Source organism: Hymenobacter sp. M1-2, assembly GCF_057808495.1.
The window spans coordinates 318,093-341,700 of record NZ_JBTYZO010000002.1; the positions used below are offsets into that span (position 1 = coordinate 318,093).

Sequence of the window (23,608 nt, forward strand, 5' to 3'; positions counted from 1 at the left end):
ACTACGAGGAAAACGGTGGAGGCTGCTAGGTAGACCAGCAAAAAGCCCCTTTCCGCGCGGGAAAGGGGCTATACAAGTAGCACCGGGAGAGAGACGGGAAGCCTACTTGTTGGGAATCAGGTAGCCAATGGAAGCTTGGAACGCGGAATGGCGGGCGTTTTTCAGGTCGCCGTTGAAATAGGTGCCGTCGGTGCCGCTTTTCACCAAATCATTGAAGGCGCCAGTGTAGCGCAGGCCCAGGCTGAGGCCATTGGCGGCCTGGTAGCCGAGGCCAGCCGCGTAGCCCAGCTCGGTGCGGTTGAGTTGGCTGATGTCGTTTTTGTTCTGCGTCTCGAAGGTCTCCGCCCGGCCCGTAAGCGCGTTGGTGCGTGTCACGCGGGTTTCGTTGCTGGAGCTGAGTAAGTATGATACCTGCGGCCCACCTTCCAGATAGAACCCGCCCGCATTGATTTTGAGCAGCACCGGCAAGTCAAGGTAATTGTAGTTGACATTGCCTTCGCGCTGTTCCTTATAGCCAATGCCAGCAATGGTGTTGTCGTAGGCGGTGGGCTTGTTCTCGAAGCCCTTCTGCGAGTACAGTAGTTCGGGCTGAATGGAGAAGAACCCGTCGCCGGTTACGTCGGCGTTCAGCATCACGCCGCCCAGAAAGCCGACTTTGTTGTTGTAGGTGTTTTCGTGTTGGATGTTGCCAGCCAGATTGGAGTAGTTAGCGCCGGCCCGCAGGCCCAGGCGCACGCCCTGGGCATGAGCAGCAGAGGAAGAAAAAACAGCGGCCGTCGAGAGTGCGCCGATGAAGAGCAGGGAACGTTTCATGAGTGGGGAGCAAAAGGAGTGAAGAAAACTACACTGTTGGCCCCGGAAGACGAAAAGCGTGCCAGAGTGAGAAGCAGCAAGGCGGCTCACACTCTGTATAGAGTAGTATAGATGGTTTGGTAAACCAGAAAAAAAGCCCGCCTCCTACACGGAAACGGGCTTTTTGCTATTAAGTCAGGGGAAGCTTATTTACCGCCGAAACGGTAGCCTACATAGAACTGAAAAGCACTGTTGCGAACCTTCGCTTGGGTTTTTGTGCCCAAAATTTCCACTTCTTTGGCCACGTTAGTGATGCCACCATTATAACGCAGGCCAAGGTTGAAGCCGCCATCCAACTGGTAACCTACGCCTGCTACATAGCCGAAGTCGATCGTGTTGAAAGAGTCCTTGACATCCTGTGAATTGTCTTCATCTTTGGCTTTCGCCGCGACTAGGACACCTAGTTGCGGGCCAGCTTCAAAGAACAAACCTTCAGCGTCAACTCGGAACAGTACTGGGACGTCGATGTAGCTGGCGTTTATTTTGAAATCGCTATCGTCTTCACTCTGATCACCTTTGACAGAGTACAGGATCTCAGGCTGGACCGAAATCATGTCATTGATGCCTAAGTTTAGCGTTGCACCAACTAGCGGCCCAATTTTCAAGGCAGAATCTTCGGCATCGTCACCAGAGAAATTAGAAAGGTTGATACCACCTTTCAAACCAACTTTAACACCTTGTGCGTGGCTGAACGATACAACACCGGCGGCCAAGGCTAGAGAGAGAAAAACTTTTTTCATAGATAGAAAAAGGATGTGAGAGAGGGGAAAATGCGAGACGCCCCGCAACGCCCAAAATTACTATATGCCTTTGGTATAATCTTATATTATTGTTGAGTTTTTGTTACTTATTCTCAACAGTAGGTATGCCCATACAAAAACCGGCCGCCCCACGAATGGAGCGGCCGGTGCGGTAGAAACTACGGAAGCTTACTACTTGGTCGGAATCAGATAACCGACTTGCAGCGTATAGGCGTTGTTGAAAGCCTTGGGCTCGTTGTCGGTGTCCTTGGTGTCAAGGAGCGAATTGAAGCCACGAGCGTAGCGTAAGCCTATGCTCAAGCCGCCTTCGCTCATGTAACCTAGACCAGCCAGCCCGCTAATGTCAACGTTCGACAGGTCACCTTTGTATTTCTCGCCGCGGATGCCGCCTAGGTAATCCACAAATTCCGAACGGTCTTCGTTTTTGTCTTTCGTACCGTCCGTGTATTTGGTTGTTGTTTGGTTCTTTACTCGCGAGCCAAACAGGTAGCTCACCTGCGGTCCTAGTTCAAAGAAAAACCCGCCTGCGTTAATCTTAGCCAGAATAGGCAAGTCGATGTAGTGCAATACACGCTGTTGCTCAGTCTCTATCTTGGAGACGTTGGTGGGCAAGTTGGTGGTCTGGTTGGATTTGATTTCGTAGCCTTTGCGGTTGTAGAGCAGTTCGGGCGCAATGGAGAAGAAACCGTCGCTGCTGAGCGGAATGCTGAGCGATACACCAGCGTTGTACCCGAGCTTGTAGTCGCCGAGGTCGGTGCTGTAATTAGGACCCGTGAACTGCGACACGTCGTCGCCGGAGACGTTCGAGTAAGTAGCGCCAGCTTTCACGCCGATGCGGAAGCCGCCCGCATCTTGGGCATGAGCAAATGTGGCGGCCGAAGCCAAAGCCAATGTGAGGGCAAAAAACTTTTTCATAGCTAGTAGGGGGGATGAGGTGACATGCACAAAACGAACGACACGAACCTGGGCCATAGGGCCCTCAGTGGGCCGTTTCCAGGGGCTGTTATCGAAAAATTATACTAGAATGTTACAGCGCCACAGAAAATTAATATTCCAACATAGGTTCTATCTCTACTGTAGCAATCCGTATTTTCGCACCCTCTCTGTTGAATTATGAAGTTGCATATACGTTGGAAGTGTGAGCTGTTCGGGCTGACGCTATTGTTGCTCACTTTGCCGTTGCGAGCCCAGCAAGTAGCGCCGGGCCCTGTCGTGTTAGGTGCCTATGCCCAGGGGAGTTTCATTCTCGCCCACACCCCCGCCGTCAAGCATCTGGCAGTGTCGCACCCCACTGGTGTTGAGTTGAATGTGCAGCGCCAAACCAATGGCTCCGCGCCCTGGCATGCCTGGTACCGCTACCCTAAAGTAGGGCTGGCACTGGTGTATTACGACTACCACAATCCGACGCTAGGAAAGTCGTACGCCAGCACTATCTACATCAATAAAAGCTTTCTGCGCACCCCCAAACACGAAGTGAATTTCCGGCTAGGCACGGGGCTGGCGTACTTTTCGAATCCCTTCGACCTCGAATCCAACCATAAAAATACCATCGTCAGTTCACGGCTGAATGCTACGATACAGCTGCGATTGGAATACGATATGGCGGTGGCCGAGCACCTCGGCCTATTAGTGGGGCTGGGGCTGAACCATTATTCCAACGGTGCCACCACCAAGCCCAACTTCGGCATCAACTTACCTACTGTGTTTGTGGGCCTTAATTACCATCAGCAGCGGCCCTTCGTGCCCATTGCCGCACCCACCGACGATACACCTGCTGACCTCGGTCGCAACTTCCTGAACCTGAGTACCAGCCTAGGCTTTAAACAGCGTAATCCCATTGATCGGGAGAAGTACTTGGTGCAGTCGGTATCGGCATTAATAGGACGGCGCGTAGGGCGCAAAAGCAACTTGCTGGCGGGTATAGAGGGTTTCTACGACCGAAGCCTCCGCTCGGAGCTTCGTGACACGGCTCGCACCACCGACAACCTACCCGACGTGAAGAAAGCCGGTGTCGTTGTTGGGCATGAGCTATTGTTCGGGCGGCTAGCCTTCGTGTCGCACTTGGGCTTCTACTTCTATAATCCCTACAAGTCCAACAAGTTCTACTACGAGCGCCTAGGCCTGAAATATCACTTCACGGAACAGTTATTCGGTGCCGTGGACCTGAAAGTGCACCGTGGCTCCGCCGATGTAGTAGAGTGGAAAGTCGGCGTGAAGCTGTAGCGCCTGAGACGCTACTTGGCTTGGTTGCTTTTCTGAGCTAATTGCTGGTTGATGCGTTTCACTAGCCCCGGGCCCTCGTACACAAACCCAGTATAGAGCTGTACCAGTGAGGCCCCAGCTGCTAGCTTCTCCTGCGCATCGGCTGGCGAGTGAATGCCGCCCACGCCAATAATGGGCAGCGCACCCTGGCTGTGGCGGTGCAAATAGCGAATCACATCGGTGGCGCGCTGGCGCAGTGGCCGGCCACTCAGGCCCCCGGCGCCCAAACTGCTGACGTGCCCATCGGCCGTTTGCAGACCGGCGCGGCTGATGGTGGTGTTGGTGGCGACCAGGCCGCTGAGTTGCGTTTCGCGGGCAATGAGCAAAATGTCGTCGAGCTGGGAATCGGTGAGGTCGGGCGCTATTTTGAGCAGTAGCGGGCGGGGTGTGGGCAGGGTAGCGTTGCGCTCTTGCACCTGTTGGAGCAGCCGAATCAGCGGCTCCCGCTCCTGGAGCTGCCGCAGCCCCGGCGTATTCGGCGACGACACGTTTACCACGAAATAATCGACTACCGCGTGTAGAGCTTCCACGCAGGCTACGTAATCCTGAGCCGCTTCCTCATTAGGCGTGTCTTTGTTCTTGCCAATATTGCCCCCGATGATGAGACCGGGTCCGCGCCGTTGCCGTAGCCGTTCAGCCACCACATGGGCCCCATCGTTGTTGAAGCCCATGCGATTCAGCAGCGCCTCATCCTGGGGGAGCCGGAACAGGCGCGGCAGTGGATTGCCGGGCTGCGGCCTGGGCGTCACGGTCCCAATTTCCACGAAGCCGAAACCTAGCGCACCTAACTCCCGCGTCAGTTCCGCGTTTTTGTCGAGGCCGGCCGCCAGCCCCACCGGATTGCGAAACTTCAACCCGAATACTTCACGCTCCAGACTAAAGTGCTGAAAATCGTAGAGGCCGCGCATGAGCGCCGAAGCGCCTGGCAGCCGGTGCATTCGTTGCAAGTTATCGAAGACTAAATGATGCGCCTTCTCCGCATCGAGCTGAAAGAATAAGGGCTTCAGAAACGCTTTATACATGGCGGGCCGCAGGAGTTTCGAATTGCAAAGCTCCCACTTATTCTGTTAGCGCAAGACCGTTTCGATAGCAAGGCTCTGAAATTTTATTTGCGGAAGTATATTGCTGAAAGCTAGGAAGCTGAAGGCGGGTAGACCTGGCATACGTAGGCGCGGAACAGAAAAAGTTTGGAGGAAACAAACGCACCTAGTACTTTTGCCATCCCTTCCGCAGAAAGTATTTTCTTCGTCCAGGGAAAACGATTCTGTAGCTCAGCTGGTAGAGCAATACACTTTTAATGTATGGGTCCTGGGTTCGAATCCCAGCGGGATCACCAAAAAGCCTGTTTGCAACGTGCAAACAGGCTTTTTTATTTCTAGTTGAATTTTGTCAAGCCCAGCAAAGCGAGGAATCTGAGGATGCTGTGTAGAAAGCTTTAAACTCCTCCACGCTCAAACCAGCATCAGCCTGCCCACCCTTCACGGTCTAGACTGCGGTATTGAATGGCTTCGGCCAGGTGCTCGATACGGATGTCGTCGGTGCCGCCGAGGTCGGCGATGGTGCGAGCCACTTTCAGGATTCGGTCGTAGGCGCGGGCGGAAAGGCCGAGGCGCTCCATGGCCGTTTTGAGCAGCGTGCGGCCCGCCGTGTTGATCTGGCAAATGTCTTTCACCATCTGCGGCGGCATCATGGCGTTGGAATAGATATCGGGAAACGTCTCGAAACGTTTCGCCTGCACCTGCCGGGCGCGATCTACACGCACCTGAATTTCCTGGCTCGATTCCGCTTTGCGCGTTTCCGTCATCTGGTCGAACGTGACAGGCGTTACTTCCACGTGCAGATCAATACGGTCGAGGAGTGGGCCGCTAACTTTGTTGAGGTAGCGCTGCACCACGCCTGGACCGCACACGCATTCTTTCTCCGGATGATTGTAGTAGCCGCAAGGGCAGGGGTTCATGCTGGCGATAAGCATGAAGTTGGCCGGAAAGTCGATGCTCACCTTAGCCCGCGAAATCGTGACGCGGCGCTCTTCCAGCGGCTGGCGCATCACCTCCAGGACTGTCCGTTTAAATTCCGGTAATTCGTCTAGGAACAGCACGCCGTTGTGCGCCAGCGAGATTTCACCCGGCTGCGGATTTCCACCGCCGCCAACCAGGGCCACATCAGAAATTGTGTGATGCGGCGCCCTGAAAGGGCGCGTGCCGAGCAGGGAAGCGTTGGCGCCGAGCTTGCCCGCCACGGAATGAATCTTCGTAGTCTCCAGCGCCTCTAATATGGTGAGCGGCGGCAGAATAGTTGGCAAGCGCTTGGCCAGCATGGTTTTGCCCGCGCCGGGCGGGCCGATCATAATGACGTTGTGCCCGCCGGCCGCGGCTATTTCGAGGGCGCGTTTGATGTTTTCCTGACCCTGCACATCAGCAAAATCAGCGGCGTACTGGTTGGCCTCGTGCTGAAATACGTCCCGCGTATCTATCACCAGCGGCGTGATGTCGAGGCGGCCCTCAAAGAAGTCGATGGCCTCTTGCATGGTCTCGACCGGGATGATGTCGAGGTTGTTGACGATGGCCGCTTCCTGCGCGTTTTCTTTGGGCAGAATGAAACCCTTGAAGCCTTCCTTGCGGGCCTGGATAGCAATGGGCAACACCCCCCGAACGGGACGCAACACGCCATCGAGCGCCATTTCTCCCATGATAATGTACTCGCCCAGGCGCTCCGTGTTCAGCTGCTGCGAGGCGTGCAGAATGCCGAGCGCAATGGGCAAGTCGTAGGCCGAGCCCTCTTTGCGAATATCGGCCGGAGCCATATTCACAACCACCTTCGTGCGCGGCATCCGGTAACCCCGAAATTTGAGCGCCGCTTCAATACGCTGCTGGCTTTCCTTGATGGCATTGTCGGGCAGCCCAACCACGAAGAAATTGGTGCCCTGCGAAACAACTACTTCAATGGTGATGGTATAGGCATTTACTCCCTGCACGGCCGAGCCGAAGGTCTTGGTGAGCATAAATCAGCTTGGAAGAATATAGTGAAGGTCGGCGAAGATAGAAGAAATGCCGACGAGTGACTAAGCGCCTCCTTCAGCCACCAATTGCTCAATCAGCATAATCATGATATGGATGGCTTTGATGTGGATTTCCTGCACCCGGTCGGCGTAGCCCTGGTGCGGGGCCCGAATTTCCACATTGCAGAGAGCCGCTAGCTTTCCCCCGTCCTTGCCTGTCAGGCCAACCACTTTCATATTGGCGGCCCTAGCGGCTTCGGCAGCGCGTAGCACGTTGGGCGAGTTGCCGCTGGTACTGATGGCAAGCAGCACGTCGCCGGGGCGGCCGAGGGCTTCCACGTAGCGGCTGAAGATGTAGTCGTAGCCGAAATCATTGGCTACGCAGCTCATGTGCGAGGCTTCGGTGAGGGCAATGGCACCAAGCGCAGGCCGGTTTTGGCGGTAGCGACCGGTTAGCTCTTCGGCGAAGTGCTGAGCGTCGCAGAGGCTGCCACCGTTGCCACAGCTCAAGATTTTACCGTTGCCGCGCAGGCTATCGGCCATGAGGCGGGCGGCTTGTTCGATGGCGGCGAGGTTGGCGGGTTCAGCCAGAAAACGGTCCAGCACGGTGCGGGCTTCAGTTAGCTCCGCCCGGATAAGGTCGGTGAGAGGGGCAGCGGTAGTCACGACGCGAAGATAGGTCGGCTACGCCAGCGGCGCGTCGTCGCGGCGAGGGGCGGGTTGTATGGGCTGTACGGGAGTGGGCTGCACGGTAGGGGTGGGAACCACGTAGCCTTCGGGGTGTACGGTAGTGCCCGTGCGCGGCGCGCCAGCGGCCGAATTACGGTGCTCTAGCTGCTGGTCGTAGAGACGGGCCTTAAGTTCGTTGATCTTGCTTTCGCGGGAGGCCACGTCGCGGCGGAGTAGCGTGCTGTCGAGGTTTTCGGTGATGAGCTGCAAGGCCAGGAGCACTACACCCACGAGGAAGAGCGTGTAGAAGAAACCAGTGCTATTGGTGGTGCCAGCTGTAACGGACATCAGGCCGTCGCGGGAGCCGGGGCTGAAAATGAGCAGCAGCGCCAGCAGAATATAGAGCATCACCAGAATGGTAACTAGGCGTTTCAAAGCAAGCATGAGTCGGTGGAGCTAGGTGGGAGAACAATGGCTCCTGTACGCAAAAAAGCGCCAGGCGGGTTAAATATAGGGTTTTGCTGGTTCTGTTTGGCTTTTACCGTCAAGCTCGCTTGGCTTCGGCCTACCGCCGCCCGGCCGCCCGCACAGAGTCGAGCCGAAGCTGGAGCTGCCGTAGCTTCTGGCGCTCTATCCCAAACAAATGTTCGGTGGGCTGGCGACCGAGCGAGTCGAGTAGCCGCGCAGCGGCGGCGGTGTCGAGTTGGGCGAGTAGGGCTTGGGCGCGCAGCAGTGCGGTATCGTAGTCTAGGCTAGCCAGAAGTTTGCTTTGCAGCGCGGCTTCGGCTTGGGCTTGTTGGTGACGAGAATACGTGTTCCAAGCCCACATGCCTAAGCGAAACAACAGCAGTAGCGCAATCAGTGTGGCTACCCGGTTGCGCGTGGAATCGGTCATAAAGAACCTATAATGAGAGCTTAGAAGTAAGGAGGTTTTCCTACAGCGTACATCATGGAGGGCTGCTTGGAACCAACCACGCAAGTGAGGTTACCGCGTAGCAGCTATGGAGTCGACTAATAAGGCCGAATCGGCTATGACTACGGTTGCCGAGGAAGAAGCCTCATTGGTCTTTAGCTGCTCTTTCAGGCGCTCGTTGCGGGCCTTTATTGATTCGAGACGTGACTCATAGCCGCTGGATTGCTCGGTCCGACGCATCTTGTAGCCTATCCGAATGCCCAAGATAAACAAAGCCAGTATCCAGAACCAGGGCGAGCGGTACCAGGGAGTCTTCATTGTTTTTAGTGCTTGGTGCTTAGAAATAGAGCGGTTTCCAATTCGGGGTAGCGTGTTGTTCCTCGCGCTGCTCGGGACGCACGTTACCCCGAATTGGAAGCTGCTGTAGAAGTTGCCGTAGAAGGAGAAGAACTAGCTGGCAGCTTATTGTGCGTGGGCGGCCCGGTACCGCTGGACTCGCAGAGAATCGTAGCGTTGCATGAGGGCGTCGGTGTCGATAAAGACGGCTTCGTTCAGATCGGCGTCCCGCAGGGAGTCTAGGAGTTGACGGGCCGGGTCGTACTCGCCGCGGGCCATTAGAGCATCGGCGCGAGTAAGCAGACTCTGGCCACGGGCTTCCGCTTCAGGACTCTCGGCCCGGCGAATTATACTGCCGTGGCCATCGGTGTGGAAGTAAAAGAAGTACACCATCCAGAGAATCATCCCCAAAATCATGCTTCCTAGTGCGTACAATAAAAACCGGGAATGTGTCATAGCACAGCAGGAAAAGATGCAAAACGAAGGAGAGGCCTAGAAGCTACGAAAATAGCCGAAAAGGCCGTTACACCAGCGCCGCGTTGGTGGCTTGCAGCTGGCTTAGGCGTTGGTAAAGGCCCCCGGACTGGCGCAGCAGTTCCTCGTGCGTGCCACGCTCCACAATGCGACCTTGGTGCAGCACAATGATTTCGTCGGCGTGCTGCACGGTGCTCAGCCGGTGCGCGATGACGAGAGAAGTACGGCTCTGCATAAGGCGCGTGAGGGCCTCTTGTACCAGCTTTTCGCTCTCGGTATCAAGGGAAGAGGTGGCTTCATCGAGAATGAGGATGGGCGGATTGCGCAGGATGGCGCGCGCGATGCTCAGGCGCTGCCGCTGCCCCCCCGACAACCGGCTGCCTCGGTCGCCAATCATGGTGTGGTAGCCGTCGGGCGTGGCCATGATGAAGTCGTGCGCATTAGCGATGCGGGCGGCTTCCATCACCTGTTCTTCGGTGGCAACGGTGTTGAAGCGGATGTTGTTGAGAATCGAGTCGTTGAAGAGGATGCTCTCCTGCGTCACGATGCCCATTTGCTCGCGCACCGAATGAATGGTGCACTCGCGTACGTCGTGGCCGTCGATGAGGATTTGGCCACCGGTAGGGTCGTAGAAACGCGGAAGCAAGTCGGCGAGGGTGCTTTTGCCGGAACCGCTGGGCCCTACGAGAGCCACAGTTTTGCCTTTCTCAATGGTTAGGTTGATGTGCTGGAGTACGGGCACATCACCGTAGCTGAATTGCAGGTTACGCAGCTCAATCTGCTGCTCGAAGTTGGGCAGAATCTTGGCGTCGGGCTTGTCGCGGATGATAGGGTCAGTGTCGATGACGCTCAGCACCCGCCGACCAGCTACCAGCCCGCGCTGAATGGCGCTAAACGAAGCCGATAGTGCCTTGGCCGGCGTGAGCACCTGCGAAAACAGAATCACGTAACCAATAAACGTTTCGCCCGTCAGCCCGGAGTTGCCGCCCAGAATAAGCGTGCCGCCGAAATACAGCAGCCCTGCTACCACCGACACGCCCGCGACTTCCGAAAACGGCGAGGCCAGGTCGCGGGTGTTGTCCATGTGGCGCGAGGTGCGGGCGTACTGGTCGTTTTGCGCCTCAAATTTGCCCCTGATGTAGTCCTGCGCGTTGAAAGCCTTGATGACGCGCACCCCGCCCAACGTCTCATCAATAACGGAAAGCATGGAGCCCAGCGTGGACTGGCTTTGCTCGGCCTGGCGGCGTAGGCGCTTGGCGATGCCCGCAATCAGCCCCCCAGAAATGGGCAGCAGCACCAGCGTAAACAGCGTAAGCGGCGTGGAAATGTAAAACAGCAGCGCGAAGTAGGCCACGATATTCAGCGGTTCCCGGATAACGGCCGTCATCGTATTCACCACCGAGCTTTCCACTTCCTGCACGTCACTCGTGAAACGCGACATTAAGTCGCCCTTGCGCTGAGTGCTGAAGAAGCCGAGTTGCAAGCCCAGTACGCGCTGATAGAGGTGATAGCGCAGATTACGAATCACGCGGGCTCGCACCCGCGCCAACAGCCGCAGGCTCAGGTAGCGAAACACGTTGCTCAGCAGCACCGATGTCACCACCACGGCGCACACGAAAGCCAAGGCACCCATTTTACCCTGGGTCGCCAGCACGTCGGAGAAGAAGTAGTAGAACGTTTCCTTAGCCCAATCGAAGCTAGGGCGGAAGGCGGGCAGCTGGTTTGGGGCCTGCAGCGGAATGTTGTCGGTCTTGTCGAACAGCACACTCAGCAGCGGGATGATGAGCGTGAAGTTGGCCAGGCCGAAAACGATGTTGAGCACCGTATACAGCAGGTACTGCGGCAGTACGCCCGCCAGCGGCCGGGCATAACTAAGAATGCGAAGGTAGGTCTTCATGGAAGCCGCAAATGTACTTTATATCTATCGGAGGCTGCTGAGGGCTTAGGCATAAGTCTTGGAAGATGAAGCAGTCTTTGTTGTAGAACCATGTAGAAAAGAGCATAGACGTTTATTGTTGCCTGATTGCTTGAAGCTGCTCTCCGGTTTAGGCACTTTTGCTCCCATCTCCATTGCGTAGCCTGAGTTTGAGCCGAGGGAGTTGGGCCAGCACGTACCGATTTTTCTGGGGTTGCCGGGGCTACATTGCACTTCTGTGGACACACGGGCTGCGAAGTTGCATTGAAGCAACCTTTGCGCAGCTACGGACGAGTAGGAAGCTAAAGCAATTTTCTTCCTTCTCTTTCCCTGTTCGCCGCATGAAACGCAACGAATTCATTCAACTTTTCGGCTTAGGGGCCGTGTCGGTACTGGCTGGTGGCTGCCTCGGCGGATGCAGTAAAGACGACAACGACGGCAGCACGCCCGCGCCCACACCGCCTACCAGCAGCGGCGTCGACTTCACCCTCGACCTAAGCGCTGCTGCCAATGCTCCGCTCAACGACCCCGCCGTGGGCTACGTGTACGGCGCCAACAACCAGGTTATTGTGGCGAAAACCACAGCTGGTAGTTTTATTGCGGTGGCCGCGCCCTGCACGCACCAAGGTACCAGCGTCGTGTTCCAATCGGCCAACACCGTGTTTTTCTGTCCCAATCACGGCTCCCGCTTCAATCCCGATGGCACGGTAGTTAATGGCCCCGCGGCCGCGGCTCTCAAACGCTACACCGTAACGCAAACTGGCAGCTCGCTCCGCGTAGTTGGCTAATGCAGCACGAGCTTCAGCCAAAGCCCGTTGTCATTGCGAGCAGCGCGAAGCAATCCTTCCTCTCGATGCTGAAAACTTTACTTATAAGACAAGTGCTCCGTCGTTAGGATTAGCTTCTAACGACGGAGCACTTGTTGCTTCAGTAGGCTTGTCTCACAGAGAGGAAGGATTGCTTCGCTCCGCTCGCAATGACAGTTTAAAACTCGTGCAGGCGTTGGGCGATATTCCAGCGCAGGGCTAGGGAGGGAAACACGGTGTTTTGCGCGGGGCTGTCGGTGAAGGTTTGGCGCCGTACGAGGAGCTTAGCGTCGAGCCATACATTGTGGCGGGGCTGGTAGGAAGCCGTAAAATCGAGGTGCAGCAGGCGGGTTTGGTTGCCTTGGCCGACCTTGTTGCCAAAGTCGCCGGGCCGACTGTCGTTGTAAGAGCGCAGCACGTTGCCGCCGTAGTTCACATTCACCAGCTTCGGTATAGAGTCCGTAGTCGTGATGGTACGGTCGAGGCCCTGCACGGTATAGAAAGCCTTGCCCACGAGCTGCAAGCGCGGAATGGGTTGGTAGCTGAGGATGCCCAGCAGTTCATAGAGGTTGGCGCCCATGGGGTGCGCTAGGGGCTGCTGATAGTGCTGGAAGTTGGTGTACTGGTCTTCGTGCTGGTAGGTATACGGCCGGATGAAGTTGAACTCGGCCTGCACGTCGAGGTTGCGAATGCCAGCCACGTCCACATACTTCGCACCCAGCTGGAAGGCTTGCTTGTTGGCCCACCAGCCTTTACGCTCCCGCACCCGGCTCAACAGAAATTCATCGAGCACCAGCTGGCCGTAGATCTGCGCCTGGCGCCGGATGTTCCATTTAAAATCGAGGCCCAGAATAGCGTTGTCGCCGGAGCCGGTTTGCTGCTCAATGGCTCGGTAGAAGATGATGGGGTTGAGGTATTGCAGCTCGTAGCGGCCCGTCCCGCGCGCAAACACCACCGCCTCGTACACGCCTACGTTGAAGTTGGGCGTCACATCAAAGCTCAAATGATGCACGTTCAGGTATTTTTTCTGGTACACGGTATCAATGGGGCTGCCGGCCGCGTCGCGGCTGCGCTCCACGGTCATCTCCGTAAACAGGTTCTGGTAGTTGAACTTCCAGATACGCGTATTCAGCTTCAGGAAGAAGTAGGGGGTGCTGTAATCGGAAAGAATGAGGGAGCGGTAGCCGTTACCGATGATGTTACGGTCGTGGCCGAGCTGCACGTTGATGTGCTTGGTGGCCGCGTAGGTGATGTAGCCGCGCGCCGTGAAGAAATCGTACTGGCTGCCGCCTATGGTTTTGAAGAATTTCCAGTACCCTTCGTGCGGCACGATTTGGTCGCGCTCAATGCGCTGCTGCACGTAGAGCGGCACGGCCATCTGGTTGTCGGCCAGGAAGGTGTAAAAGCCCAGCCGTTCGTCGATGGTGCCTTCTACCTGCACGCCGCGGGTGTTGAGGTAGCGCAGGCCATCGATTTCCGAGTCCCGGCCGGCGGAAAGGCCCAGCACCGGGTTCACGCGCAACGTAAAATCTGGGATGGTGAGACTGTACAGATCGGACTGGCGCTGGTAGAAATGCTTCAGCAGGGGCCGACGGCTGCGGTTGGGCACTTCGGCTCGCGTCGTGTAGTTCCAGTTGTCGCGCAGCAGGTATTCAGCATTGAAGCGGTCCTGGCGCGAAAGATTGGCACTGTCGGCCAGCATCCGCTCGGCCAGCCGGGCTACGGCGGCGCGGGTGTAGGGCCGCACGGCCGTGTGCGGGTCGCTCAGCGAGTCGGAGCCGTATTTGATGGCGTAGCGGTCAATCAGCCGGTATACATCCTGGTCGAGCGGTACGGTGGTGGTGCCTTGGGGGTATTGTTTCGATAGCGCCGCCGCGGTAGCTTGGAGCGAGTCGGCGGGTGGAACGGGACCATCGAACTTGAGCGACATACTTTGCCCGGCGGCAAAGCCACTCAGCAACGTGCTCAGCACCAGAAAGAGCAGAGTTTTTTTCATAAAAGAATAAAGCCGCGCACACGAAGCGGGCAATGGGGCAACAAACCTACGCAGTTGCGCCCGGACTTGCGGCTGTAACTGCCGTAAATCCGGGCGCTTCCACAAACGAACGGTTCCCCTATTCCTTGTGCAACTGCTGCGAATAGGTGTTTCCTGCCCCGCGTACTTGCACTATATAGGAGCCCGCCGCGAGCCGCTGCGTAGTAAGCTGCACGCGTTGCCCGCCGTTCACCGGCTGCCCGTGGCAAACCCGGCCCAGCAAGTCCGACACCGTAAGCTGGTAGTGGCCGGCAGGCAGCGTGGTCAGGTCCAGGATAACGGATGCGGCGGCGGGATTAGGATAAAGAGCGAAAGTGCGTGCTTGCTCGGTACCGGCGCGTGTGGCCGTGACGGTGGCGTTGGTCAACTGACCCCGGAAAAACCCGCGTCCGTAAGTACCCAGCACCAATTGCCCGGCCTGAAACGGGTTGAATCGAATGGTTTCGATGCGTAACATGGCCAAGCCGTCATTCTGCTGGCTCCAAGTGCTGCCCCCGTTATCCGACACCGACACGCCCGACACGTAAGCGGCATCGTGGTAAGGGTGGTCGTTGGTGACGACGACCAGGCGCTGGCTGTTGCTGGGGTCCACGTCTACGTCGCTGATGGTAGCGTCGGTGCTGATGCGGGTCCAGGCGTTGTTTTCGCGTTTCCACAGGCCACCAGCCGCAGCACGCCAAGCCGTCACGTAGAGCCGGCCGTCGTTGCTGGGGTCTACGCGCAGCTTGGTGGCGTTGGCCGGGCTACCGGGCAGCAACCGAAAATTGATGCCATCGGTGGTTTCGTACACACCTTCCGAGCCACTGACGTAGAAGGTGAGCGGCGTGTTTTTCAGGGGTTCGATGTGCGTCAGATTGGGTTTGACCAGCGCCTGAACCCAGGTTTGACCACCGTTATCAGAGCGGTAGAGCGTGCCGCCTAGGCAGGCCCACACGCGGTTGGGGCTAGCGGGCAGTGCGTACACGCCAGCGCCTTCCTTGCTGCCGCCCAAGCCCGGGAAGGCGCTTTCCGGTACGATAGTCCAGTTTAGCCCCCCGTCCGTGGTTTTGCCGATGCCGCCGTAGTTGCCAAACTGCCCGAAGCTGGCGTACATCACCTCGCCGTTGGTCCCGGCGAAGGTCACGTTGTTGCCGCCGTTCCAGTGGGGCATGCCCTGGCCGCCCCAGATCCAGGTTTGCAGTCCGTCGCGACTCTGCCAGAATCTACCGTCGTCCAGTCCCATCAGCACGGCGTGGTTGGCCCGGTACGGGTTGAAGCGCACCACCGTCGAGACCAGGCCCGAAAAACCACGCCCCGTGTACGCGCCGTTGGCGGCTGGCGAACTGGTTACATCCTGCCAGGTTTGGCCCCCGGTGGTGGTGCGCAGCACGTATTCCGTGTTGCCGGCCAGCACGTGCTGGGCATCGCGCGGGTCTACGGTTATCACGCCCATGCACGGTGCGGGATTGTAGGCCGTGGGCGTCTGCTGCTTTTTCGCGTAATCGAGTACCATGCTCCACGTATCGCCGCCGTCCTGGCTGCGAAAGATGCCGTAGGGCCAGTACGACATGTCCGAGGTGTAAAGCACGTTGGGGTCGGAAGGAGCCACGGACACCACATCATAGTGCGAGCACAGGACGTAGTTATTGTCGCGCGTTTGGTGCAGGCCTTGGGTAATGGCCTGCCAGGAAGTACCACCGTCGCGCGAGCGGAAAATCTTGCCCGGCTCCCGCGTGCCATTCACCTCATAGCTGTCAGTACTCACGAAGAGCGTGTTGGCGTTGGTGGGGTGAGCAGTTATCCAGGTGATGTTGGTAGTCGGTAAGCCCTGGTTGGCGGGCATCCAGGTGCGCCCGCTGTTGGTGCTTTTCCATACGCGCTGCCCAGAGGTGGCGGCAAATAGCACCGACGAAGTGCCGGCGAACGTAGCCGCTACCACGCCGGGTGCCGTGGCGTTGCCCACCTGGCCTACCCGTTGCCACGAAGTGCCGCCGTTGGTGCTTTCCCACACCGCGTTCCACTGGCTGGTGCCGGGCCCGCCATCCCAACCCCGGTGCGAGCCTCCAAATGCCAACAAACGTTGGGCGTTACTAGGGTCGAAGAGTATCTTTTGAATGGGGCAGGTATAGTTATTAGCCAGCGCCGGAAAACCATTGCGCATTTCCTGCCAGGTGCGGCCACCGTCGCGGCTCACGTAGGGCCCACTCATGGTGCCGGCCCACACTTCCTGCGGGTTGGTAGGATGCCAGGTGAAGTCCGCTATTTCCCAGCTCTTAAAACCAGTAGTAGCCCGCCAATTCTGGCCCCCATCCTCGCTTATCCCCACGCCCAACATATCGCCGCCGATGAGCAGGCGTTGCCGGTCGTGGGGGCTGATGGCTAGGCCCGTAATCGCGCCGCCACTACCTGGTTCGCGCAGTGGTTGCCAGCTGATACGGGAGGGTGCTTGCGCCGCCGCGAGCTGCGGTAGTAAGGCCAGGATTAGAAGCTTTACAATTTTGAAAAAAGTAGAATTAGCGTTTGCCATAAGTTCTGTCTTTTGAACGGGTTGAGTAACCTGCTGACAGTCAAACATAGAAAGCTTGTTCGACTTGTCTCAATTGCCATTGAAAAAAGCTCTGTGAAGAATATATCTTACTGGTATAGTTCTAAAACATTAGACAAGGTAGAAACTTAACTGGCCCCGTTGCTCGTACGACGGCACGCGGGCTAGCCCTGGCCCTTACCTTTGATCCACTTGTTTTAGCTCTGTTCCGTGCCGCTTCGTTTGCTTCGTCATCATCAACTCGACCTGCCTGCCTGGGATGCTTGCGTGGCTCAGGCCCGGCAGGCAGTGCCGTACGCCCAAAGCTGGTGGCTGGCCGCCACGGCCGGCCGCTGGGATGCGCTGGTAGAAATAGGAGCGAAGGGCGAGTACGTGGCCTTGCTGCCGCTGCCCGTAAAGCGTCGTCCTTGGGGCCGCGAAGTGCACCAGCCGCCCTTCACACAGCAGCTGGGCCTGCTCACTACCGCTGCCAGCCGCCATCCGCACCTCCTCGATTACCTACCACTGCTGCGTGGGCGCTACGCCCGTTTCTACTCCCAACTGCACACCGAGCACGAATTGGCCACTGCTCCGCCCGGCTTCGACCTGACGGAGCGAGTAACTTACCAACTGAGCCTAGCCCCGAGTTACGACACTTTGCAGGCCAGCTACAATGCCGATTACCGCCGCCGGTTGCGCCTGAACGGCCAGTTGCCCACGCCGCTCACAGTGAGCCGCACAGATTCCATAGAGAAGATGCTGAGCCTGTTCCAGGAACACAGTGGCGAAGCAGCGGGCCTCAAAGAGCAGCACTACCAGCAGTTGCGGGCCTTATATATCTCGCTCCAGCAGCACGGGCAGGCGCTGCCGCTGGAAGTGCGCGACCCTGAAACAGGTGAAATGTTGGCTGGAGCGTTATTCGTGCAGTTTCAGACGCGGCTGGTGTATTTATTTGCGGCGGCATCATCGGCGGGTAAGAAAGCCGGAGCCCCGCTGCTGCTGCTCGATTACGTAATTCGGCAGCACGCCGGCACGCCAGGGCTAGTGCTCGACTTTGAGGGCGGCATGATACCGTCGATTGCGCGTTTTTTTGCCAATTTCGGGGCCACGCCCGTGCCTTACGCGGTCCTTTCTTCCACTCAACGTCCTTGGTATCTGCAATGGATGCGCTGACTCCTTCCCCCGCCGATTCTCCTGCCGCTGCTCCCGATAGCCGCGTCCACGTGGTATGCGCCGAGCCTTCGGTAGCCAACCACTTCCTCGCTGAGCTTCGCGACGTAGAAGTGCAGCGCGACTCGCTCCGCTTTCGCCGCAACTTGCAGCGCCTCGGCGAAATCATTGCCTACCGCATCAGCTCCCAGCTCAGCTACGTAGAAAAAACCGTGAAAACGCCGCTTGGCGAGTCGCGAAGCCTGCACCTGCACGACTTCCCGGTGCTAGCCACCGTACTGCGGGCTGGCCTGCCATTTCACCAGGGTTTCCTCAACTACTTCGACCAATCGCCGAGTGCCTTCGTGGCCGCCTACCGCATCGAAGGCACGTCCCAGGTACAGGTGCAAGTCGACTACCTTTCCGCGCCCAGCCTCGACGAGCGGGTGCTGATTCTAGCGGACCCCATGTTGGCTTCTGGTAAGTCGCTGGTGCAAACGTATCGGGCTATGCTGCGCTTCGGTACGCCGCGGCAAGTGCACATTGCCGCCGTTATTGCCTCCCCGGAGGGCGTGGCTAACGTGACTCGCGAAATTCCCGAAGCTACTCTCTGGGTGGCCGCCATCGACGAAGGCCTCAACGCGCAGGCCTACATCATCCCCGGCCTCGGCGACGCCGGCGACCTATCCTACGGCAGCAAATTGTAGAGTAGTAATTTGTTTCGCAACGAGCCACAAGCGAGTCGCCAGCCGTATGCCGCTTGTGTTGTACGTACAAGCCAACAAGCTCATCTGCTGCTTATCTTGCGTGAGTTGGAATTTGGTGGTATTCAGGAATTTTTGGTAGCAGAAGTCGACAGAATAGATTTCTCCGCTACTTCATTATTCCGTAACCATCACCATCTTCGGCTTCTCACTAACTTTAGGGTTTAGGTCTCTGGTTACTTCACACTTCCAACCTCGCTGTGCTGCCTCATCTCGTTAAATACGCTGCGGTTTTCCTGTTGGGCATGGTCAAGTTCGTGGCCGCTCCTGTAGCGGGTATTGCCGCCGGATTGCCAATTGGTCTAATTTGGATTTTGTCGGTGGCGGGTATGATGACGACGGTGGTGCTGATTTCGAGCGTGGGTAAGATGTGGGCGCTGCATCAGCGGCGCAAGCGCGAAGAGAAAGGCAAGCCACTGTTCAGCCGCAAAAGCCGCCGTATCGTGAGCATTTATCGCCGTTTCGGGATGCCCGGCATTGCCTTCCTGACGCCCATCCTGTTCAGCCCCATCGGGGGCACCGTCATCGCCACACAATTGCACGTGCCGCGCTGGCGCATCATGATTCACATGTTCTGGAGCGCAGCCATATGGGCCGCCGCTTTCACCCTGCTAGCCATCAAATTCAGCCACCTAGCCATATTCGACCATTATCGCTGAACCACGGATTCGGGCGGATTTTTCGGATTCCACAGATTTTGCACCCGATCACGGATTAGCACGAATTTTAGCGGATTCCACGGATTTTGTAGCTGGTGCGCACATCTCCTAGTCCGGTCTAATGAAGACAGAACAGCTTGCCAAATGGCAAGCTGTTCTGTTTTTTAATCGTCTACAAAATCCGTGTAATTCGCTAAAATTCGTGCTAATCCGTGATCTTTATTTCCTCCGGTTGCGGGCGCGGGCCTGAGCGGCTTTGACAGCTTTTGCGCCGGGCTTGGAGGCGCTGCCTTTAGAGGGGTTAGCTTTGTTGCCTTTCTGACTACGGTTGGGGCGCGCCACGTATTCACGGCCGGTGCGCTTGTCGATGGTGACGCCGGGCTTCACCCACTCTTTCCGCTCGTGGAAGGCGCCTTTGAAGTCTGGGTCTTCGCGTTTGCGCCGCTCGTCCTTTTCGCGGTCCATGCTCTGCTGCTCGTCGAAGGTGGTGGGGGCCACTTCCACTTCCGGGGGCAGCGGCACCAGCGGAATCTCCTGCCGGATCAGCTCTGCTATGCGTTGCATGTGGTGCATTTCGGCCTCGTTGGCGAAGGTGATGGCCGCACCCGTATGCTGCGCCCGGCCCGTGCGGCCAATGCGGTGCACGTAATCGTCGTATACCAGCGGCACATCGAAGTTGATAACGTGGCTCACCTGCGGCACGTCGATGCCACGGGCCGCTACGTCGGTGGCTACGAGGAACCGTATTTCGCCAGCCTTGAAGGCTTCCATGGCATTGATACGCACGTTCTGGCCCTTGTTGCCGTGAATGGCGCGCACTTCGCCGTGGGCTTTGCGTTGCAGGAAGCTGGCCACGTTTTCGGCGTGCTCCTTGGTGCGCGTAAAAATCATCACCCGCGTGAAGGTGTCCCAGTCCAGCATGAGGTATTCGAGCAGGTTGATTTTGGTGACCAAGTTGGGCACCTGGTACAACTGCTGCGTCACGGTCTGGGCCGAGGTGGCGGCGGGTGTTACTTCCACTCGCACTGGAAACTCCAGGAATTCCTCGCTCAACACCGTCACCTTTTCGGGCATAGTGGCCGAAAACAGCACGTTCTGCCGCTTACTCGGAATTACTTCCAGGATGCGGCGGATTTGGGGCATGAAACCCATGTCCATCATCTTGTCAGCCTCATCAAGTACCAGCGTTTTCAGTTCCTTCAGCACCAAGTCGCCTTTCAGGTAGAGCTCTAGCAATCGGCCCGGTGTGGCAATCAGAATATCGACGCCTTGGGCAATGGTTTCGATCTGCGTTTTTGGCCCCAAACCGCCATAGATGGCGAAAATGCGCAAGTCGGTATGCACGGCCAGCTTCTTAAGGTGGCTTTCCAACTGCATGGCCAGCTCGCGGGTAGGAGCCAGCACCAAAGCCCGTGGGTGCGTGCCCTGGGCATACTTCACCTTCATGAGCAGCGGCAGCCCGAAAGCGGCGGTTTTGCCGGTGCCGGTTTGCGCGATGCCGAGCACATCGTGGCCAGCTAGCAGCAGCGGAATGGTTAGCGCCTGCACGGGCGTGGGCTCGGTGAAGCCGGTCTCGGCTACGGCCGTGAGGAGCTGCTTGTTAAGCTTAAAATCGGAAAAGGAAAGCGGCTGCGGCGTATCAGACATGGCAAAAGGGTAGTACGAAAGGCAAAGGTACGGCTAATGCCGGCGGGCACTGTTCTTACGAGTTCCTGTCAGTGTATTGTCATTGCGAGGCGCAGCCGTGGCAATCCTTTCTCTACATGCTGAGAGATTTCCTTGCATACACTTCTCACACCTTTGATGTTAAGGTGCCACTCTAGCCGGCAAAACACTTGTCGCTTCAGTGGGCTTCGCGAAGAGTGAGGAAGGATTGCGTCGCGCTGCTCGCAATGACAAACAGGGCGTTACGCAAGCACGCGAAAAAACTGCCCTAAAATTTGCAAATCCCCGTCCATGCGCTACTTTTGTCGCTCCATATCCTCAACACGGTAGGTATAGCTCAGCTGGTTAGAGCGTCGGATTGTGATTCCGAAGGTCGTGGGTTCGAGCCCCATTACTTACCCACAGCAGAAAAGGCCTCAGACGTTACGTTTGAGGCCTTTTTTATTTGCCCGGCGCGCATCATTTCGCAAAATCTGCTCAACTGCGGAAGGATTTGGATATTTGCGGCGTTGCAGGACAATTGCATATTGCATGAATCACCTTTTCCCTTTCTGAGTATGAGTCTGGTTGTTATCGGATCCGTGGCGTTCGACGCGCTGGAAACGCCTTTTGGCAAAACCGACAAAATCATTGGTGGCGCCGCCACCTACATTGCGCTGTCGGCGAGCTATTCCGTGAAGCCAGTGAAACTGGTAGCCGTAGTAGGCGACGATTTTTTGCAGTCGGATATTGAACTGCTCCAACAGCACGGCGCCGACACCGAAGGTCTGCAAATCAAGCAGGGCGAAAAGTCGTTCTTCTGGTCGGGCAAATACTCCAACGACCTGAACTCGCGCGAAACGCTGGCTACGGAACTGAACGTGCTGGCCGATTTCGACCCCATCATTCCAGATTCTTACCAGGATTGCAAGTACCTGATGCTGGGCAACCTCACGCCCCAGATCCAGCGCCTCGTGATTCAGCGTCTGGTAAACCGGCCCAAGCTCATTGTGATGGACACGATGAATTTCTGGATGGATGTGGCGCTGGAAGAGCTGAAAACGACCATCGAAATGGTGGACGTGCTCAGCATCAACGATGAGGAAGCCCGCCAGCTTTCGGGCCAGCACTCGCTCGTGAAAGCCGCCAAAATCATCATGGAGATGGGCCCTAAGTATCTCATCATCAAGAAGGGTGAAAACGGCGCGCTGCTTTTTCACAAGAAGCAGATTTTCTTCGCGCCGGCGCTGCCGCTGGAAGAAGTATTCGACCCCACCGGCGCCGGCGACACCTTCGCGGGCGGCTTCATCGGCTACCTCGCCGCCACCGACGACATCAGCTTCGACAATATGAAGCGCGCCGTAGTTCATGGTTCGGCTATGGCTTCGTTCTGCGTGGAGAAGTTTGGAGTGGAGCGTCTGCTGAACCTGAGCCAAGAAGAAATTGAGGCCCGCGAGCAGCAGTTCGCCGACCTTGTGGCAGTGGTGCCCGCCACGGCGGAGCAAAATGCATAAGCAGCTGTAGAAGCAGATTTTTCTAGACACAACGGGCGGAAAGTGAAGCAGCCCATGCTTCATTTTTCGCCCGTTGTGCATTTAGAAACTGCGTTGTTTTCACAACCCTAGGTACGGCAGCAGGGTAAAAGAAAAGGAAGTTATCCACCCTTAGCCTCTACCGCCATGTCCAAGCATAAGAAAGAAAACCCGGCTTCGAATCAGAAGCAAGACTCGCCGATGGGACCCGATGCCCTGCAGCAAATGCCCGCCTCCGTAGACCCCGACACGCGGGCCAATACGGGTGGTACGCAAGTTCAGAACGTGAACCAAAACCATATCACCGAGACCGGCAACGACATCAAGAACAACACGCCGGGCGGCAATTTCAACGAGGTGCGCCACAGCCGCATCAACAAGCCGCGCAACAGCCCCAACCCAAGCCAGCAAAACCAGAAATAGGTGGTTGCTGAACACAACAAGACCTTCCTGAAGCTTCAGGAAGGTCTTGTTGTGTTTGGTGGTTTCTTCAGCATTCCGCTACGGCACAACCGTCAGGCGCACAACGCGGGTGTCGACGTCGCCGTTGTCGAAGAAATCCTGCTCGAAGAGGATGGTTTTATTGTCAAGCCAGCGTGGTTGGGTGCAGCCCCACTCGGTTTGGCGCTCCCATAGCATACGCGGCGCGCTGCCGTCCATAGCCCACAGCTGCAAGCCGCTGGGCTCATAGTGGGCTAATACATCGGAGTTGCCGCACACGAAATGGCGGCCATCGGGCGCTACGGCGGGTGCGCTCCAGACCCGGGTACGGCGGCCCGTGCGCTGGTCAATCAGCATAAAATAGCCGCCTTCGTAGAGGTGCACGGATACCAGCCACTGCTTGATTTTGGGCAGACTAGCCATGTACTCAAAGCCGATATTGGCATCGGGGTTTTCAGTGGGATTATTGCGCAGCCGGATGGTTCGGGCTTTGCTTGGCTGCAACACGAGCGTGGAGCCGATCCGGCGCACGCCAGGACCGGCTGTGCGCAGGCGGCGGCGCTCCTCGGCCTCGAAATCAAATGCTTCTTCTTCCTCAGCCGAAGCCGGCGCGGCGGGCAGCACCAAGGGCTGCGGCAACTTTTCGTACACGCCCCGCGAGGCTTGGTGAATAGGCAGCACTCGGCCCGGCACTTGCACCAGCGTATCGAGGTGACCGAGACGGTAAATGCGCGGCGGTTGGGGCCGGGGCAGCGGTGCTACAGGTACCGTAACGGGTACACCAGGCTGCGCCCGCTCGGACGGGCCGCGGTAAGAACAACTCAACAAGAGCACTGCCAGTGGTAAAACCACTACTAGTGCACGAAGCCGACACATGGGGAAGGGTAAAAATGCT

22 protein-coding genes and 2 tRNA genes are annotated in these 23,608 nt (G+C 57.3%); 9 read left to right on the plus strand and 15 right to left on the minus strand.

What is annotated here, in order from left to right:
* Positions 1-102: 102 nt before the first annotated feature.
* The 3 genes from ACYSMN_RS03455 to ACYSMN_RS03465 all read right to left on the minus strand — a co-directional run bounded on the left by ACYSMN_RS03455 (position 103) and on the right by ACYSMN_RS03465 (position 2,528).
* Positions 103-813 carry a porin family protein gene (locus tag ACYSMN_RS03455; protein WP_488922444.1) on the minus strand — a complete coding sequence of 237 codons (711 nt, stop codon included), beginning with the start codon at positions 811-813 and terminating at the stop codon, positions 103-105.
* A 185-nt stretch (positions 814-998) separates the two neighbouring features.
* Positions 999-1,592, minus strand: coding sequence for a porin family protein (locus ACYSMN_RS03460; protein WP_488922445.1), 594 nt, complete (start codon positions 1,590-1,592; stop codon positions 999-1,001).
* Between the two features lie 192 nt (positions 1,593-1,784).
* The gene (locus tag ACYSMN_RS03465; protein WP_488922446.1) at positions 1,785-2,528 is read right to left on the minus strand and encodes a porin family protein; all 744 of its coding nucleotides are present in this window, start codon (positions 2,526-2,528) and stop codon (positions 1,785-1,787) included.
* Between the two features lie 198 nt (positions 2,529-2,726).
* Here ACYSMN_RS03465 and ACYSMN_RS03470 point away from each other — a divergent pair, with 198 nt between their 5' ends.
* A complete protein-coding gene (locus ACYSMN_RS03470) occupies positions 2,727-3,836 on the plus strand; it encodes an acyloxyacyl hydrolase (RefSeq protein ID WP_488922447.1) in 1,110 nt (369 codons plus the stop codon).
* Between the two features lie 11 nt (positions 3,837-3,847).
* Here ACYSMN_RS03470 and ACYSMN_RS03475 read toward each other — a convergent pair whose 3' ends face one another.
* Complete coding sequence (locus ACYSMN_RS03475; RefSeq protein WP_488922448.1) at positions 3,848-4,897, minus strand: quinone-dependent dihydroorotate dehydrogenase; 1,050 nt, start codon at positions 4,895-4,897, stop codon at positions 3,848-3,850.
* Positions 4,898-5,135: 238 nt separating this feature from the next.
* On the opposite strand from ACYSMN_RS03475, the gene ACYSMN_RS03480 reads away from it, so the two are divergent.
* Positions 5,136-5,211, plus strand: a tRNA-Lys gene (locus ACYSMN_RS03480).
* A gap of 126 nt (positions 5,212-5,337) precedes the next feature.
* Here ACYSMN_RS03480 and ACYSMN_RS03485 read toward each other — a convergent pair.
* The 7 genes from ACYSMN_RS03485 to ACYSMN_RS03515 all read right to left on the minus strand — a co-directional run bounded on the left by ACYSMN_RS03485 (position 5,338) and on the right by ACYSMN_RS03515 (position 11,162).
* Entirely contained in the window at positions 5,338-6,876 is a 1,539-nt protein-coding gene (locus ACYSMN_RS03485; RefSeq protein WP_488922449.1) for a YifB family Mg chelatase-like AAA ATPase, read from the minus strand.
* A gap of 60 nt (positions 6,877-6,936) precedes the next feature.
* Positions 6,937-7,539 carry a D-sedoheptulose 7-phosphate isomerase gene (lpcA, locus tag ACYSMN_RS03490; RefSeq protein ID WP_488922450.1) on the minus strand — a complete coding sequence of 201 codons (603 nt, stop codon included), beginning with the start codon at positions 7,537-7,539 and terminating at the stop codon, positions 6,937-6,939.
* An 18-nt stretch (positions 7,540-7,557) separates the two neighbouring features.
* Complete coding sequence (locus ACYSMN_RS03495; protein ID WP_488922451.1) at positions 7,558-7,986, minus strand: hypothetical protein; 429 nt, start codon at positions 7,984-7,986, stop codon at positions 7,558-7,560.
* A 121-nt stretch (positions 7,987-8,107) separates the two neighbouring features.
* Complete coding sequence (locus ACYSMN_RS03500) at positions 8,108-8,437, minus strand: hypothetical protein (protein ID WP_488922452.1); 330 nt, start codon at positions 8,435-8,437, stop codon at positions 8,108-8,110.
* 90 nt (positions 8,438-8,527) lie between these two features.
* Positions 8,528-8,773, minus strand: coding sequence for a hypothetical protein (locus tag ACYSMN_RS03505; protein ID WP_488922453.1), 246 nt, complete (start codon positions 8,771-8,773; stop codon positions 8,528-8,530).
* 144 nt (positions 8,774-8,917) lie between these two features.
* Complete coding sequence (locus ACYSMN_RS03510; RefSeq protein WP_488922454.1) at positions 8,918-9,247, minus strand: hypothetical protein; 330 nt, start codon at positions 9,245-9,247, stop codon at positions 8,918-8,920.
* 67 nt (positions 9,248-9,314) lie between these two features.
* Positions 9,315-11,162, minus strand: a complete 1,848-nt coding sequence (locus ACYSMN_RS03515) for an ABC transporter ATP-binding protein (RefSeq protein WP_488922455.1) — start codon at positions 11,160-11,162, stop codon at positions 9,315-9,317.
* A gap of 359 nt (positions 11,163-11,521) precedes the next feature.
* Between ACYSMN_RS03515 and ACYSMN_RS03520 the strand changes: the two genes are divergently transcribed.
* Entirely contained in the window at positions 11,522-11,968 is a 447-nt protein-coding gene (locus ACYSMN_RS03520; protein ID WP_488922456.1) for a QcrA and Rieske domain-containing protein, read from the plus strand.
* A 196-nt stretch (positions 11,969-12,164) separates the two neighbouring features.
* Here ACYSMN_RS03520 and ACYSMN_RS03525 read toward each other — a convergent pair whose 3' ends face one another.
* Both ACYSMN_RS03525 and ACYSMN_RS03530 read right to left on the minus strand, forming a co-directional pair.
* Complete coding sequence (locus ACYSMN_RS03525; protein WP_488922457.1) at positions 12,165-13,982, minus strand: hypothetical protein; 1,818 nt, start codon at positions 13,980-13,982, stop codon at positions 12,165-12,167.
* A gap of 118 nt (positions 13,983-14,100) precedes the next feature.
* Positions 14,101-16,527: a VPS10 domain-containing protein gene (locus ACYSMN_RS03530; protein ID WP_488922458.1), complete on the minus strand. Its 2,427-nt coding sequence runs from the start codon at positions 16,525-16,527 to the stop codon at positions 14,101-14,103.
* A 228-nt stretch (positions 16,528-16,755) separates the two neighbouring features.
* Between ACYSMN_RS03530 and ACYSMN_RS03535 the strand changes: the two genes are divergently transcribed.
* From ACYSMN_RS03535 to ACYSMN_RS03545, 3 genes are all read left to right on the plus strand, one after another.
* Positions 16,756-17,697: a GNAT family N-acetyltransferase gene (locus tag ACYSMN_RS03535; RefSeq protein ID WP_488922459.1), complete on the plus strand. Its 942-nt coding sequence runs from the start codon at positions 16,756-16,758 to the stop codon at positions 17,695-17,697.
* The gene (gene upp, locus ACYSMN_RS03540) at positions 17,685-18,380 is read left to right on the plus strand and encodes a uracil phosphoribosyltransferase (RefSeq protein ID WP_488922460.1); all 696 of its coding nucleotides are present in this window, start codon (positions 17,685-17,687) and stop codon (positions 18,378-18,380) included. Before ACYSMN_RS03535 ends, upp begins: the two co-directional genes overlap by 13 nt.
* Positions 18,381-18,682: 302 nt before the next feature.
* Complete coding sequence (locus ACYSMN_RS03545) at positions 18,683-19,096, plus strand: hypothetical protein (RefSeq protein ID WP_488922461.1); 414 nt, start codon at positions 18,683-18,685, stop codon at positions 19,094-19,096.
* A gap of 219 nt (positions 19,097-19,315) precedes the next feature.
* Here the strand turns inward: ACYSMN_RS03545 and ACYSMN_RS03550 are convergent, their stop codons facing one another.
* Entirely contained in the window at positions 19,316-20,743 is a 1,428-nt protein-coding gene (locus ACYSMN_RS03550; RefSeq protein ID WP_488922462.1) for a DEAD/DEAH box helicase, read from the minus strand.
* Positions 20,744-21,087: 344 nt separating this feature from the next.
* Here ACYSMN_RS03550 and ACYSMN_RS03555 point away from each other — a divergent pair.
* From ACYSMN_RS03555 to ACYSMN_RS03565, 3 genes are all read left to right on the plus strand, one after another.
* Positions 21,088-21,161: transfer RNA gene (locus ACYSMN_RS03555), tRNA-His, on the plus strand.
* A gap of 157 nt (positions 21,162-21,318) precedes the next feature.
* Positions 21,319-22,254, plus strand: coding sequence for a PfkB family carbohydrate kinase (locus ACYSMN_RS03560; protein ID WP_488922463.1), 936 nt, complete (start codon positions 21,319-21,321; stop codon positions 22,252-22,254).
* A gap of 165 nt (positions 22,255-22,419) precedes the next feature.
* Positions 22,420-22,695 carry a hypothetical protein gene (locus ACYSMN_RS03565; RefSeq protein WP_488922464.1) on the plus strand — a complete coding sequence of 92 codons (276 nt, stop codon included), beginning with the start codon at positions 22,420-22,422 and terminating at the stop codon, positions 22,693-22,695.
* Positions 22,696-22,773: 78 nt separating this feature from the next.
* On the opposite strand, the gene ACYSMN_RS03570 is transcribed toward ACYSMN_RS03565, so the two are convergent.
* Positions 22,774-23,589, minus strand: coding sequence for a TolB-like translocation protein (locus ACYSMN_RS03570; protein WP_488922465.1), 816 nt, complete (start codon positions 23,587-23,589; stop codon positions 22,774-22,776).
* Positions 23,590-23,608 lie beyond the last annotated feature (19 nt).